This window comes from Glutamicibacter sp. AGC84 (assembly GCF_053543575.1).
The window spans coordinates 438,397-451,717 of record NZ_JBLVOC010000015.1 but is presented as its reverse complement, the minus strand read 5'-3'; the positions used below and the strand labels follow the sequence as shown (position 1 = coordinate 451,717).

General features: G+C 63.5%; 14 protein-coding genes. 6 read left to right on the top strand and 8 right to left on the bottom strand.

Annotation, left to right across the window (positions count from 1 at the left end; all coding sequences use genetic code 11):
* Nucleotides 1-59: 59 nt before the first annotated feature.
* Nucleotides 60-1,736 carry a urocanate hydratase gene (hutU, locus tag ACNPN0_RS10890; protein ID WP_448937711.1) on the top strand — a complete coding sequence of 559 codons (1,677 nt, stop codon included), beginning with the start codon at nt 60-62 and terminating at the stop codon, nt 1,734-1,736.
* Nucleotides 1,737-1,814: 78 nt separating this feature from the next.
* Here hutU and ACNPN0_RS10885 read toward each other — a convergent pair whose 3' ends face one another.
* Entirely contained in the window at nt 1,815-2,324 is a 510-nt protein-coding gene (locus ACNPN0_RS10885; protein ID WP_133834001.1) for a Dps family protein, read from the bottom strand.
* A 405-nt stretch (nt 2,325-2,729) separates the two neighbouring features.
* On the opposite strand from ACNPN0_RS10885, the gene ACNPN0_RS10880 reads away from it, so the two are divergent.
* From ACNPN0_RS10880 to panD, 4 genes are all read left to right on the top strand, one after another.
* On the top strand, nt 2,730-3,164 hold the full coding sequence (locus ACNPN0_RS10880) for a hypothetical protein (protein WP_359185529.1): 435 nt from the start codon (nt 2,730-2,732) through the stop codon (nt 3,162-3,164).
* Nucleotides 3,165-3,437: 273 nt separating this feature from the next.
* Nucleotides 3,438-4,016, top strand: a complete 579-nt coding sequence (locus tag ACNPN0_RS10875) for a DUF3060 domain-containing protein (RefSeq protein WP_448937712.1) — start codon at nt 3,438-3,440, stop codon at nt 4,014-4,016.
* Between the two features lie 181 nt (nt 4,017-4,197).
* Nucleotides 4,198-5,739 carry a histidine ammonia-lyase gene (hutH, locus tag ACNPN0_RS10870; protein ID WP_359185525.1) on the top strand — a complete coding sequence of 514 codons (1,542 nt, stop codon included), beginning with the start codon at nt 4,198-4,200 and terminating at the stop codon, nt 5,737-5,739.
* A gap of 110 nt (nt 5,740-5,849) precedes the next feature.
* Nucleotides 5,850-6,272 (top strand): aspartate 1-decarboxylase, encoded by a 423-nt coding sequence (panD, locus tag ACNPN0_RS10865; protein WP_332487588.1) that lies wholly within the window; start codon nt 5,850-5,852, stop codon nt 6,270-6,272.
* 7 nt (nt 6,273-6,279) lie between these two features.
* On the opposite strand, the gene ACNPN0_RS10860 is transcribed toward panD, so the two are convergent.
* Together ACNPN0_RS10860 and ACNPN0_RS10855 are read right to left on the bottom strand one after the other, a co-directional pair.
* The gene (locus ACNPN0_RS10860; RefSeq protein ID WP_448937713.1) at nt 6,280-8,736 is read right to left on the bottom strand and encodes an ABC transporter; all 2,457 of its coding nucleotides are present in this window, start codon (nt 8,734-8,736) and stop codon (nt 6,280-6,282) included.
* Nucleotides 8,737-8,789: 53 nt separating this feature from the next.
* Nucleotides 8,790-9,155 carry a hypothetical protein gene (locus ACNPN0_RS10855; RefSeq protein WP_448937714.1) on the bottom strand — a complete coding sequence of 122 codons (366 nt, stop codon included), beginning with the start codon at nt 9,153-9,155 and terminating at the stop codon, nt 8,790-8,792.
* Nucleotides 9,156-9,322: 167 nt separating this feature from the next.
* Between ACNPN0_RS10855 and ACNPN0_RS10850 the strand changes: the two genes are divergently transcribed.
* The gene (locus ACNPN0_RS10850; protein ID WP_332730752.1) at nt 9,323-9,808 is read left to right on the top strand and encodes a DUF6328 family protein; all 486 of its coding nucleotides are present in this window, start codon (nt 9,323-9,325) and stop codon (nt 9,806-9,808) included.
* Between the two features lie 12 nt (nt 9,809-9,820).
* On the opposite strand, the gene ACNPN0_RS10845 is transcribed toward ACNPN0_RS10850, so the two are convergent.
* The 5 genes from ACNPN0_RS10845 to ACNPN0_RS10825 form a co-directional block, all read right to left on the bottom strand.
* Nucleotides 9,821-10,621, bottom strand: a complete 801-nt coding sequence (locus tag ACNPN0_RS10845; RefSeq protein ID WP_448937715.1) for an oxygenase MpaB family protein — start codon at nt 10,619-10,621, stop codon at nt 9,821-9,823.
* Between the two features lie 63 nt (nt 10,622-10,684).
* Nucleotides 10,685-10,876, bottom strand: a complete 192-nt coding sequence (locus tag ACNPN0_RS10840) for a TRADD-N-associated membrane domain-containing protein (protein ID WP_448937716.1) — start codon at nt 10,874-10,876, stop codon at nt 10,685-10,687.
* 53 nt (nt 10,877-10,929) lie between these two features.
* Complete coding sequence (rbsD, locus tag ACNPN0_RS10835) at nt 10,930-11,313, bottom strand: D-ribose pyranase (protein ID WP_365943729.1); 384 nt, start codon at nt 11,311-11,313, stop codon at nt 10,930-10,932.
* A 34-nt stretch (nt 11,314-11,347) separates the two neighbouring features.
* The gene (locus ACNPN0_RS10830) at nt 11,348-12,271 is read right to left on the bottom strand and encodes a ribokinase (RefSeq protein ID WP_448937717.1); all 924 of its coding nucleotides are present in this window, start codon (nt 12,269-12,271) and stop codon (nt 11,348-11,350) included.
* 74 nt (nt 12,272-12,345) lie between these two features.
* The gene (locus ACNPN0_RS10825) at nt 12,346-13,281 is read right to left on the bottom strand and encodes a substrate-binding domain-containing protein (protein WP_105656332.1); all 936 of its coding nucleotides are present in this window, start codon (nt 13,279-13,281) and stop codon (nt 12,346-12,348) included.
* Nucleotides 13,282-13,321: the final 40 nt, after the last annotated feature.

The following is a 13,321-nucleotide window of genomic DNA, read 5'->3' as shown; positions in this document are numbered from 1 at the left end:
GCCATGGCCGATAGCCAATGATGGAATCAGTTAGCTACGTTACATCGTAAGGAATTGCCATGAGCCACGAACCACGTGTTGTCCGCGCCCCGCGCGGTACCGAACTGACCGCCAAGTCCTGGGCCACCGAAGCCCCATTGCGCATGCTGATGAACAACTTGGATCCGGAAGTTGCCGAACGCCCCGAGGATCTCGTGGTCTACGGCGGCACCGGCAAGGCAGCCCGCTCATGGGAGGCATTCGATGCGATCGTCCAGACACTCAAGGACCTGGAAGAGAACGAAACGCTGCTGGTGCAGTCCGGCAAGCCGGTCGGCGTCTTCAAGACCAACAAGTGGGCACCGCGGGTGCTGATTGCCAACTCCAACCTCGTTGGCGACTGGGCCAACTGGGAGCACTTCCGCAAGCTCGAAGCCGAAGGACTGATGATGTACGGCCAGATGACCGCCGGTTCGTGGATCTACATCGGCACCCAGGGCATCTTGCAGGGCACCTACGAAACCTTCGCCGCGATCGCCGAGAAGCGCTTCAAGGGCTCGCTGGCCGGAACCCTGACCTTGACCGGCGGCTGCGGCGGCATGGGCGGCGCCCAGCCGCTGGCCGTGACCCTCAACGGCGGTGCCGTGCTGATCGTTGACGTGGATGAAACCCGACTGCGCCGCCGCGCCTCCAAGCGCTACCTCGATGAGGTCGAGCTGGATCTGGACAAGGCGCTGGGCAAAGTCCTGGCCGCGAAGTCCGAGGGCCGCCCGCTGTCGGTGGGCCACGTCGGCAATGCCGCCGAGGTCTTCCCGGCGCTGCTCAAGCGCCACGAAGCTGGAGAATTCACCTTCGACATCGTCACCGACCAGACCAGTGCCCACGATCCGCTCAGCTACCTGCCGGTGGAATACACCATGGACCAATGGCACGCCGAAGCCGAAGCCGATCCGGCCGGCTTCACCAAGAAAGCCCAAGCCGCCATGGCCGCGCAGGTCGAGGCGATGGTGGGATTCCAGGACGCCGGCGCGGAGGTCTTCGACTACGGCAACTCGATCCGCGACGAGGCACGCAAGGGCGGTTTCACCCGCGCCTTCGAATTCCCCGGCTTCGTCCCGGCCTACATCCGCCCGCTGTTCTGCGAAGGCCTGGGCCCGTTCCGCTGGGTAGCGCTGTCCGGGGATCCCGAGGACATCAAGGTCACCGACCAGGCGCTGAAGGACCTGTTCCCGGAAAACGAGCACCTGCACCGCTGGCTGGATGCCGCACAGAAGCACGTGGAGTTCGAGGGCCTGCCTGCGCGCATCTGCTGGCTGGGCTACGGCGAGCGCCACAAGGCCGGCTTGCTGTTCAACCAGCTGGTCGCCGAAGGCAAGGTCTCTGCACCTATCGTGATCGGCCGCGACCACCTGGATTCGGGTTCGGTAGCTTCGCCGTACCGCGAGACCGAAGCCATGAAGGACGGCACCGATGCCGTGGCCGACTGGCCGCTGCTGAACGCGCTGACCGCAACCAGTTCGGGTGCCACCTGGGTTTCGATCCACCATGGCGGTGGCGTGGGCATGGGCCGTTCCATCCACGCCGGCCAGGTCTCCTTGGCTGACGGCAGCGAAATGGCCGCCGCGAAGCTGGAGGCGCTGCTGACCAATGACCCGGGCATGGGCGTCATCCGCCACGTCGATGCCGGATACGAGCGCGCCGCCGAAGTTGCCGCTGAGCGCGGCGTGCGCATCCCGATGGCCACACAGGAGAAGTAGGACGCGCACATAGCCTGAGGCACCACTGATTGTGGTGCCTCAGGCTATTTATTCAATTCCAGGACCACGCGGCCCGGTTTACGGTTTGCGGGTTTCCGCGCTGATAAACCAGGCTTGCTGCTCCAGATCCGCAATGTACTGGTGCAGGATATCGGCGGTGGTCGGATCCGCTTCATCCACCGGGTCATGGACCTCTCGCATGACTCCCACAGTGGTCTGCAGTGCCTTGACTACCATGTCCACGGCATTGGTGGTCAGGATTTCGGTATTCACGGGTTGTTCCAGCTTCGTGTACTTCGTGACCGTTGCTGCCAGCCCGTCCGGAGTGGCATGCAAAGCTCGCATCCGCTCGGCGATTTCATCCGAGCCGCGGCGCGCGATGTCAACGATTTCGTCGAGGTTCTGGTGCAGGTCGCGGAAGTTGGGACCAACGACGTTCCAGTGGATTTGCTTGCCCACCAATTGCAGGTCCAGCAGCTGGATCAGCACGGTCTGCAAGGACTCGCGCAGCACTTCCGGAGCCACGAACCCGTTTTCTGCGTTTTCGCGATCAGTTTTCTTTGCTGGAGTCTTCTTCGAATTAGCCAATGCTTCTCCTTACGTTGTCATGGACGCTTGGGGCAAGACCTTTGTCGGTGTCCCAGTCTGGACACTATCGATTTACCGGGCGGATTCCGACCGGATGGACAATTCTTTCGGAGAACGTTCAGCTTTCTCTTCGCGCCTGTTGAGCAATTCCAGAAGCCGCCATGGCAGCTGCGGAAAATGCTCTTTGTCCCTCGGGTTCCCGGGAATGGCGATTCCTTTTAGCACGCAGTAGTGAATATTGGCCGAAGTCTCCGAACACCATGGGTATTGGCTTAACTGCGGGTTTCCAGCGGCTCCTTAACTGCGGGTTTCCAGCGGCTCTGAGCTTCCCCGGAATCCTTGAACCGGGCTTTTTCTACGCATAGCGTAGGGCAAGTCAGGAACCACCGACCCACGGAGGACAGCATGTCTGAGCAGGATGCAAACGAGCAGTTCGGGAACTTCGACAACAACGAATCTGAAGGCTTCGAAAGCCAGTCCAATTCAGATTTCGGATCAAATGACGATGGCGGGTTCGAAAGCCAGCAGTCAGAACAGCAATCCTACGGTGGCGGCGAAAGCCAGCAGTCCTACGGTGGCGGCGAAAGCCAGCAGTCCTACGGCGGCGGCGAAAGCCAGCAGTCAGAACAGCAGTCCTACGGTGGCGGCGAAAGCCAGCAGTCCTACGGCAGTGACAGCCAGTCCGGACAGCAGTCGGAGCAGCAGTCCTACGGCGATAGCAACGAATCCGGTGAGGAATCGTTTGGCGGCGAAAGCCAGTCCGGACAGCAGTCCGATGGCCAATCGTATGGAAACGATGAAAGCCAGTTTGGTTCCGAAGAGCGGAATGAAGGATTCTAGGAACCAAATAGCCCGGTAGGTTCGCCTGCCGGCTCAAATCGTGCCCCTTCTCCCCCTGGGCACTAGTAATCGCTTCACTGCTTGCACTGGGCAAGCGGTGAAGCGATTGCTTTTGTCCCCGCATGGAATCGTCAGCAAATTGCATGGTTGCGTGCTCCCGGGGCACGAGAACTCATACGTTCCTGAGCCGTTCGCGTTGGTCATTTATCGTCATTCAACGCAGAATGTATCTATACCGCGTGTCCACATGCGCTGGCCGGTTCGATTGACAGGATGGTTATGTTCTCGAAAATTACCAAACGCTTCGCTGGGCCGCTGGCGGTTGGAATCCTTGCAGTCGCACTGGCAGGTTGCGTGAGCATCCAACCCTCCAGCGAAGAGACAAGCGCACCAGCTGCAGAAAGCGTGGCACCGGAGAACGCCGGACCTATCGAAGGCAGCGTCACTCCGAGCTCCAAAGCCCCAGAAGGCGCTTCTACTGGTACTCCCAATGTTCCGAAGGCACCTGCGGACAGCACCTTCCAGTCCGTCTATGATTTCCTCGATGCGCAAGCGACTGAAATCAGGTGCACGGGCGGCATGGATATCTCTGAAATGGGTCAAATGCTGAAGCTCGTCGGCGATTGCCAGAACGTGACCGTCTCTGGTTCCGGAAACATGATCGTCGCTCCGCACATCAAGAATCTTGAGCTGGACGGCAGCGGTAATATCGCAGCGGTCAAGAACATCAAGCACGTAACCTTTAGCGGCATCGGCAATTCTGCCGCATCCCTTAACGAGAACGCCAAGGTCACGGACAACGGTTCGTCCAACAAATTTGGCGAGGAAGCCTTCGAAGGCATCACCTTCTGAAACCGGAACCGCTGAACGGACCTCCAATTGGCATGCCAATTGGAGGTCCGTTCTTTTCTTCCTCCAGGGCGCTGTCTGGCATTTCGGACAGATGACCCGAATATCAGTGCCGTGCAAACCCGTTCTGCCGAACAATGGAGATTAGAGACCTCATTGCAGCGTAGAGAACGGATTGAAAATCATGGCTACTTCCCCGCACGTAACCCTGGACCTAGCTGGCGCCACCGCCGATGACGTGATTGCGGTAGCCCGGCACAACGCGCAAATCAGCATCGCGTCTCAGGTTCTTGAAGAACTGGCAGCAGTCCGCGCCCACATCGATGCCCTCGCTTCAGCCGACACCCCGGTCTATGGCATTTCCACCGGGTTCGGCGCCCTGGCAACGCGCCACATCGCTCCCGAGGACCGCGCTAAGCTGCAGCGTTCGCTGATCCGCTCGCATGCAGCCGGCATGGGCGACCCAGTTGAGCGCGAAGTGGTGCGCGCGCTGATGTTCCTGCGCGCCAAGACCCTGGCCTCGGGCCGCACCGGCGTGCGACCGGTAGTGCTGGAAACCATGGTTGGACTGCTCAATGCCGGCATCACCCCGGTAGTGCGTGAGTACGGTTCGCTGGGTTGCTCAGGAGACCTTGCTCCGCTCTCCCACTGCGCACTGGTCCTGATGGGCGAAGGCGAAGCCACTGACCGCGAAGGCGTGAAGCGCCCAGTGCCGGAGCTCTTTGCTGAAGCAGGACTGGAACCTGTCGAACTGGCGGAGAAGGAAGGCCTGGCGCTGGTCAACGGCACCGACGGCATGCTCGGCCAGCTGCTGATGGCACTGGCAGACCTGGAAGAGCTCGCAGACATTGCCGATGCCACCGCGGCCATGAGCGTCGAAGCCCAGCTGGGCACCGACCAGGTCTTCCGTGCTGAACTGCACGAACCGCTGCGCCCGCATCCGGGCCAGGGCCGCAGTGCTGCGAACATGTTCAGTTTCCTTTCGGGCTCCCCCATTGTCGCTTCGCACCGCGAAGGCGACGGCCGGGTGCAGGATGCCTACTCGCTGCGCTGCTCCCCGCAGGTTACCGGCGCAGTGCGCGACACCATCGCCCATGCCCGCCTGGTCGCCACCCGCGAATTGGCGGCAGCCATCGATAACCCTGTCGTGCTGCCATCGGGTGAAGTCACTTCCAACGGCAACTTTCACGGTGCTCCCGTGGCCTACGTCTTGGACTTCTTGGCCATTGCCGTAGCTGACCTGGGATCCATTGCAGAGCGCCGGACCGATCGCATGCTCGACCCGGCTCGTTCCCGCGATCTGCCAGCGTTCCTTGCCGATGACCCGGGCGTGGATTCGGGCATGATGATCGCCCAGTACACGCAGGCCGGACTGGTCGCGGAGAACAAGCGTTTGGCCGTACCGGCCAGCGTGGATTCCATCCCGTCATCAGCGATGCAGGAAGACCACGTTTCCCTGGGTTGGCACGCGGCGCGCAAATTGCGCACCTCGGTCGCCAACCTGCGCCGCATCCTGGCAATTGAAATGCTGATTGCCGGCCGAGCCCTGGATCTGCGCCAGCCATTGCAGCCTGGCCCGGCTACCGGCGCCGTATTGGAGCTGCTGCGCACCAAGGTCGCAGGTCCGGGCGAGGACCGTTTCCTCTCTGCGGAGCTGGAAGCTGCTTGCCAGTTGCTGGCCTCCGGGGAAGTGCACCGCGTGCTGGAAACCCATCTGCCAAAGTAGCCGTTCGCGGCCAACTGTGTGGGGCGCCGGACAATGCCCGGGCATCTGCGCGCAAGAGGCGTAAGCTTGGATACCGGGAAACCACTTACCTCGCGTGAAAGAATCGTCTAATGCAACGCACCATGTTCAAGTCCAAGATCCACCGGGCAACTGTCACCCAGGCAGACCTGCACTACGTTGGCTCGGTCACCGTTGACTCCGAGCTGCTCGAAGCCTCGGATATCCTGCCCGGCGAACTGGTCAGCATCGTAGACATCACCAACGGCGCCCGCCTGGAAACCTACACCATCGCCGGCGAGCCGGGCAGCGGGGTCATCGGCATCAATGGTGCGGCAGCGCATCTGGTGCACCCCGGCGACTTGGTCATCCTGATCAGCTATGCGCAGATGGAAGACGCCGAGGCTCGTGGCTATGTGCCGAGCGTGGTGCATGTGGATGCCGATAACAAGATCATCCACCTCGGCGATGATCCTGCCGAAGCGGTGGCCGACGGGGTGCAGACCCCGCCGCACGCACTGCTGAACAGCAACTAGTCCAGCTTCACAAGGCCAGCCGGCGCGCAAGGTATTGCGCGGTTCTGCTGGCCTTGACTTGCGCCACCGCCGTTGGGGTCCCCTCGGCAACGATGCGCCCGCCGCCATCCCCGCCGGCCGGCCCCAAATCGATCACCCAGTCGCTTGCGGCAACCACATCCATCTGGTGTTCCACCACGATGACGGTGTTGTCCTGGTCGACCAGCTGCTGCAGCTGCGATACCAGCAGCTGCACGTCGGCAGGGTGCAGTCCGGTGGTGGGCTCATCGAGAAGATAGAGCGTGTGCCCGCGGCGCTGGCGCTGGAGTTCGGTGGCCAGCTTGATGCGCTGGGCTTCGCCGCCGGACATTTCGGTAGCTGGCTGTCCCAGCTGCAGATACCCCAGTCCGACTTCGCGCAGGGTCGCCAGGGCCCGTGCCGCGGAAGGGATCCCGGAGAGGAATTCTTCGGCTTGGGTGACGTCCAGTTCCAGGATCTGGGCAATGTTCTTGCCCTGGTATTCGACGTCCAGGGTCTGCTGGTTGTACCGGGTTCCGCGGCATTCGGGACATGGCCCGTAGGTCCCTGGCAAGAAGAGCAGCTCGATTTCCAGGTAGCCTTCGCCCTGGCAGTTCTCGCACCGCCCGCCGGCAACGTTGAAGGAGAAGCGTCCGGCACTGTAGCCGCGTTGCCTGGACAGCGGCAGCTCGGAAAAAGCCTTGCGGACCGCATCGAACAAGCCCGTGTAGGTAGCGACATTGGATCTGGGCGTGCGCCCGATGGGCTTCTGGTCCATCAGCACTACGCGGCTTAGCTGGTCTGCGCCGGTGACCTCGGCGATCACCGCGCGATCCGCCGCCGCCTCCGGATCCTCCGGCCCGGCAAGCACCGGGCCGCCCGCAGCCTGGGCCAGGGCACCGCAGACCAGGCTGGACTTGCCCGATCCCGACACGCCGGTGACCGAACAGAAGACCCCCAGCGGGAACGCGGCATCCACGTCGTCCAGGTTGTGCAGGTTCACCCCGCGCAGCTGCACCCATCCTTGGGCTTCGCGCGGCTCGCGGCGCGGCGCAGGCCCGGGATCGAGGAAGCGCCGGGTCACGGATTCCTGAATTCCGGACAGGCCGGAAACTTCTCCGCTGTAGAGCACCTGCCCGCCGTTGCTGCCCGCGCCCGGGCCGACATCGACAATCCATTGCGCACGGCTGACCACATCCATGTTGTGCTCCACCACGACCACCGAATTGCCTTCGGCCTTGAGTGCATCGAGCACCTCGATCAGCGGCTGCACATCGGCCGGGTGCAGCCCGGCAGATGGCTCATCGAGCACGTAGATGACGCCGAACAGTCCCGCGCGCAGCTGGGTGGCGATGCGCAGGCGCTGCATTTCCCCCGGCGACAGCGTCGGGGTGGCGCGCTCCAGGCTCAGGTATCCCAGCCCGAGCTCGACCAGCACCTGGATTCTGCCCAGCAGGTCGGCGCTGATGATGCTCGCGACTTCGGCCTGCGCCTCTGCCTGGGCATCAGCCGCGAAGGGGCGCAAGAGCTCGGCCAGGGAGCTGAGCGGCTTGCCGTTGAATTCCGCGATATCCAGGCCGTCGAAGGTGACCTGGAGCGCATCGGGGCGCAATCCCGTCCCCGAGCACGCCGGGCAATCCTGCGAATGCATGAAAGCCAGCGCCTTGGACCGCAGGTTCTCGCTCTTCGAGGTCGCAACCGTGTGCCGTACGTAGCGTTCGGCACTCCAGAACCGGCCCTTGTACGGTTTGGCCACGCGATCCCGTTCCGGGGTGACTTCCACGACTGGCTGGTCTTCGGTGAACAGCAGCCACTTCCGTGTTTCCGCGGGCAGCTGCTGGAACGGAACGTCGATGTCGTAGCCCAGGTGCGCGGTGATGTCCCGCAGGTTCTTGCCCTGCCAGGCGCCGGGCCAAGCCGCAATCGCGCCATCCCTGATGCTCAGGGAGGAATCCGGGACCAGCGATTCCTCGCTGACCGAATGCACCGTTCCCGCACCGTGGCATTGCGCGCAGGCGCCGGCCGCGGTGTTGGTGGAAAAGGCATCCGAATCCAGCCTCGCCGCACCCTGGGGGTAGGTTCCTGCGCGGGAGAACAGCATGCGCACGGAGTTGGACAGCGTAGTCAGGGTCCCGACGGTGGAACGGGAACTGGCAGCACCACGCCGTTGCTGCAGGGCCACGGCCGGTGGCAGCCCGGAGATGAATTCCACCTTGGGAGTGTGCCCTTGGGCGATCAGCCGCCGCGCGTAGGGAGCCACCGATTCCAGGAATCGGCGCTGGGATTCAGCGAAGATGGTTCCGAAGGCCAGGGAAGATTTCCCGGAACCGGAGACCCCGGTGAAGGCGACAATGGAATCGCGCGGAATGCGCACTTCGACATTGTCCAGGTTGTTCTCGTTGGCACCCCGCACATGGATGAATCCGTCATGGTCGGCAGGTGCCCGGAAGGATGCAAAGCTCTTCATCTTTCCCACACTATGCGCCTGCACGGGGCGAACTCAATTCGCACCTCGCGCGCTCACCCTTCGGATTGGCAGGCCGCGTCGGGGCATCCTTGCCAGGTCTTCGAGAAGTATCCGACGATATCGGTACTGTGATCCCACGGGTAGATTTCATCGACCTTCCCGTGGATACGCATCGCCGCCTGCTCCACAGCCAGGTGGAAGAACCGGCAGACCTGTGAGTAGTGCCAGAGATCCGCAATCAGCTCGGCCAGCTGTCCATGGGCCAGCGGCCGGCCGGGTCCAAATCCTGCTGCCCCCATAGCCTGGAGCACGATATCCTCCGTGAGTTCATGGCCTTTGCCGCAATCGCACCAGGCCAGGCCCTGGCTGGGCATCGACCACACATCAATGCTGCTCCCGGCGGCGCCATCGGGTTCCATCTGCTCCTCCATCATCGAATTCGGCTTGGCTCCCGAATGTACCGGCCGCGACCTACAGTTTGGCCCGGCGGGCGGGCAAGCTCTTGCCTGCACCGGCATTGCTTGGCATAGTCGTTTGAGCCGGCGGGGTTCAACCAGCTGGCGGATTGAGGCCGAGGAGAACAGTGATGATCAAGCGTTCCCACCCCGATACCAGCGATGGCGCACCGCACCGGCAGTGGAACGAGCTGCTGCAGGAAATGCGGGTGATGCAAACTGGTGTGCAGATCCTGGCTGCTTTCCTGGTGGTTTTGCCCTTCCAGGCGAGGTTCGAGATGCTCAGCCGAACCGACGAGGTGGTCTACATCATCTTGCTGGTGGCGGCCACTGTGCTGATTCTGCTGCTGATCACCCCCGTGGCCGTGCACCGGTATCTCTTCGGGCAGCGGCTCAAGGAGCAGACGGTCAGCTTGGGGCACGCCATCGTGAAGATCGTGGGCATCGGCGTGGGCCTGCTGGTCTCGGGATGCGTCTGGTTTGTGCTGCAGGTGCTCTTCGGCTGGCAAATCGGGGCCTGGATCGGAGGGCCGCTGATCCTGGTGGCCTTGTTCCTGCTGGTGGCGCTGCCGCGGATCCTGATCCGGGTTGGACCAGAGAACGGCTCGGGGCGCTAGGCTTCGGGCCGGCTAGGCCATCTTGTCGACGCGGCGCAATATCAGCCGCATTGGCGCATGCCTGATGGCTCGCGGCAGCAGCCGCGTGGCGGCCCTGGCGACGGCGATGACGCGGGCGTTGCGCTGCGCTGCTTTCCCGGTGAGGCGATAGCCGAAGCCTTCGCGCACCGGGGCCGGCAGCTGGGCGATGGTCACGTCGCGCATCAGCGGCATGCCGATCCGGACCCACCGTGGGGCATTGCGTGCTTCGAAAAGTTCGCGGGCCAGCGCCCTGGTCTGGTCGGTGACTTCCAGCTCCGCTTGATTCTGCGCAAAGTACTGTTCGAAGCCGCCGAGGTCCTGCGGCCAGTAGTCGACCGGCATCTGCAAGGCCTCACCGAGCCGTGCGTACTGCAGGTAGAGCTCTTCCTGGTCGGCCTTGATTTCATCCAGGATCTGGCCGGCAATTACGCGGGCCGAATCATAGAGCGTGGCCGCCACCCACAACTGCAGCCTGGGATCCAGCGCAGAATACGCGGGCCTGTCCTCGTCACGCGTTGCGCGAATGGGCCGGTGCGCCGCGTCCACATGGGCGATGATCTTGCGCTGCTGTTCTGCTGTGCCATTGCTCAATGCATAGATATAGCCGAGGGTATGAATCAGCCGGCTGAGCGGGTTGGCGGCGAAATCAGAGTGCTCGGCAATAGCCCGGCCAATCTGCGGGTGGGCCAGCTGAAGCAAGATGGCTCGGCCCGCTCCGAGCAGCAGCCCGGCTTCCGGCGCGATGCTCGAGAAGGGCTCGCCGTTCTCTGCGGCCAGGTTCCTTTGCTTCATGACCCCCATTCTAGGCAGTCGGCTTGCCCAAGGTCATTGGCGCCGATGGCTGCAGGAAGTCGCTCAGGATTCTTGCGTCGCAGCCTTCTTCAGCAGGACAACGACGGAAGCTGCGGCCATGAACACGGTTCCCGCGGTCACCGCAATGCTCTGGGGCGTCTGGCCCGGGTCGCTGGACAACGCCGGCACGGTGAGAATCAGGACGGCGGCCCCCAGCACCATGAGGGCAAAAGCTGCATAGAACATCTTCTTCATTGCGTCTCTCTTCGGGTAGCGCGCTGCCGCGAAACAGCTGCGGCATCCGGTGCCTAGAATGCTACCCCGCAGTGCAGGATCGCGTTGGCGTAGGGGGTAGCTTCCCCCGTGCGCACGATGACCTTGGCCTGGGGCAGTTGGGCTTTCAGCTCTTCGTGGGAGATGAAGTCCGGGTCCAGGCCCCTGGCCAGGCACAGTTCCTGGACCGGGCCGTTCTCGGCTTCGGCCGCCAGGGTGCTGTTCTCGATCACCATGTTCCGGGCCAGGACCTCGAGCACCTGATCGAAGCTGGGCAGACCCTGCACCAAGGCCAGATCGATGACCAGTGGGCCTTCGGGCAGCGGCAGGCCGCAGTCCGCTATCACCACGGTGTCGGTATGCCCGCACTTGGCCAGGGCGGCCAGCAGCGGGGCGTTGAGAATTTCGGATTTCAACACAGCGGCTTCCTTAGGTCTTGCTCGAAAAGGGGTCTCAGAGGTTCTGCAGGGAACGCGGGTAGGAAGCCTGGGCTCCGTGCGCCTGCACCGTCAGGGCCGCGAACTTGCCGGCGAATTCTGCGGCTTGCGCCAGGTCATCGCCCTTGGCCAGGCGGGCAGCCACCGCACCGGTGAATGCGTCGCCGGCACCGGTGGTGTCCACGGCCTTGACCTTCACGGCGGGCAGCGCGCGAACCTGGACCCCGCCGTTCTCCCCTGGGAAACGGTCGGCAACCAGGCAGCCATTGGCGCCGAGGGTGATGACCACGCTGGCGATGCCCTCGTCGACCAGCATCGCGGCCAGGCGCTCGTACTTGCCGTCGAACTGGCGAGCCGGGTGCGGGTTCAGCTGCTGGAGCACGGCTTCGGCCTCATGCTCGTTGACCACCAGCGGGTTGGCCTTGAGCAGGTACTCGCGGTCCAGTTCGATCACCGGCGCCAGGTTGAGCACGATGCGCTGTGTGGCGGCATCCATGGCGGCCTTGATGCCCGAGGCAGGAATCTCGCCCTGCAGCACCAGGATGCCCTCGATGCCCCCGGCGCCCTGCACAGCCTCGCCGGAGACGGTCGAGTTGGCCCCGGAGACCACGGCAATGGAGTTCTCCGCGCCACGGTCCACCTGGATGATGGCTACGCCGGTCGGCTCGCTGGCGCGGGCCACGCGATCGAGTTTCACGCCGGCTTCCTCGAGCTGGCCCAGCGCGATTTCGGCGTGCGAGTCGTTGCCGACGGCGCCGATGAATTCCGTGGCGGCACCGGCCAGCGCGGCGGCCAGCGCCTGGTTGGCGCCCTTGCCGCCGGGCGAGAGCTGGTAGGAATCTGCCAGCACGGTTTCGCCCGGGCCGGGAAGGCGGGCCATCAGCGCGGTGATGTCCACGTTGCTAGAGCCCACAATGGTGACCTGGATGTCCTGCTGCATGCTATTTCCTCTGGTTCTCTCCACCCGGCGGCCGATGGGCGCCGGTGCACTGCTTGATTGCCGCTAAGGGCAGATTACTCGCCTGCGTAGTCGGCGACGTTCTTCTCGTCCACCGTGTCAACGGCGACCTGCACGTTGGCTTCGACTTCTTCGCCCTTGATGGCCTTGGCCAGGATCTGCACCGACTGCTTGCCCAGCTCGGCCGGGTTCTGGGCGATGGTGGCAACCAGGGTGCCATCCTGGACTGCCTTGAAGCCGTCGTCGGTGCCGTCGAAGCCGACTACCAACACGTCCTTGCCGGCCTTGTCGCCCAGCGCCTGGATGGCGCCCAGGGCCATTTCGTCGTTCATCGCCAGCACGCCAGCGGCATCCGGGTTGGCCTGCATCAGGTTGGTGACCACGTCCAGTGCTTCGGCTCGGTCGAAGTTGGCGGTCTGCGAGGAGACGACCTCGATGTCCTTGAACTCGGCCAGGCCCTTGTCGAAGCCTTCGCCGCGCTCGTTGGTTGCCGAGGCGCCTGGAACACCTTCCAGCACGATGATCTTGCCCTTGCCGCCCAGCGCCTCGCCCAGCGCCTTGGCAGCCTGCTCGCCGCCGGCAACGTTATCCGAAGCCACGAAGGAAGCGATCTTGGTCTCGCCCACCGCGCGGTCAACCGCAACGATCGGCAGGCCGGCCTCGGCCACCGGGTTCAGGCCGGCTTCAGCGGTTTCGGTATCCACGGCGTTGATGATCAGGCCGGCCGAGCCGTTGGTTGCCGCGGTTGCCAGCTGGTTGGCCTGGGTTGCGGAGTCGTTCTGCGCGTCGACGACGGACAGGTCGATGCCCTGCGCTTCGGCCTCGGCCTGGGCGCCGTCACGCAGGTCGACGAAGAACGGGTTGTTCAGGGTGGACACTGCCAAGGTGGCCGAGCCGGCCTCTGCTTCGGTGCCGCGGTTGCAGGCGGCCAGGCCGGCCACCAGGGCCAGTCCGACGCTGACAGCTGCGGTCTTGCGGATGATGTTCTTCATGGGGTTCTCCTTTGAACTTTTCTTGAATTGCTGGGTACGG

Excerpts from the sequence above, each read along its gene's own strand:
- hutU (WP_448937711.1), top strand. The coding sequence starts at position 60 with ATGAGCCACGAACCACGTGTTGTCCGCGCCCCGCGCGGTACCGAACTG.
- ACNPN0_RS10880 (WP_359185529.1), top strand. The coding sequence starts at position 2,730 with ATGTCTGAGCAGGATGCAAACGAGCAGTTCGGGAACTTCGACAACAAC.
- ACNPN0_RS10875 (WP_448937712.1), top strand. The coding sequence starts at position 3,438 with ATGGTTATGTTCTCGAAAATTACCAAACGCTTCGCTGGGCCGCTGGCG.
- hutH (WP_359185525.1), top strand. The coding sequence starts at position 4,198 with ATGGCTACTTCCCCGCACGTAACCCTGGACCTAGCTGGCGCCACCGCC.
- panD (WP_332487588.1), top strand. The coding sequence starts at position 5,850 with ATGCAACGCACCATGTTCAAGTCCAAGATCCACCGGGCAACTGTCACC.
- ACNPN0_RS10860 (WP_448937713.1), bottom strand. The coding sequence starts at position 8,736 with ATGAAGAGCTTTGCATCCTTCCGGGCACCTGCCGACCATGACGGATTC.
- ACNPN0_RS10855 (WP_448937714.1), bottom strand. The coding sequence starts at position 9,155 with ATGGAACCCGATGGCGCCGCCGGGAGCAGCATTGATGTGTGGTCGATG.
- ACNPN0_RS10850 (WP_332730752.1), top strand. The coding sequence starts at position 9,323 with ATGATCAAGCGTTCCCACCCCGATACCAGCGATGGCGCACCGCACCGG.
- ACNPN0_RS10845 (WP_448937715.1), bottom strand. The coding sequence starts at position 10,621 with ATGAAGCAAAGGAACCTGGCCGCAGAGAACGGCGAGCCCTTCTCGAGC.
- ACNPN0_RS10840 (WP_448937716.1), bottom strand. The coding sequence starts at position 10,876 with ATGAAGAAGATGTTCTATGCAGCTTTTGCCCTCATGGTGCTGGGGGCC.
- ACNPN0_RS10830 (WP_448937717.1), bottom strand. The coding sequence starts at position 12,271 with ATGCAGCAGGACATCCAGGTCACCATTGTGGGCTCTAGCAACGTGGAC.
- ACNPN0_RS10825 (WP_105656332.1), bottom strand. The coding sequence starts at position 13,281 with ATGAAGAACATCATCCGCAAGACCGCAGCTGTCAGCGTCGGACTGGCC.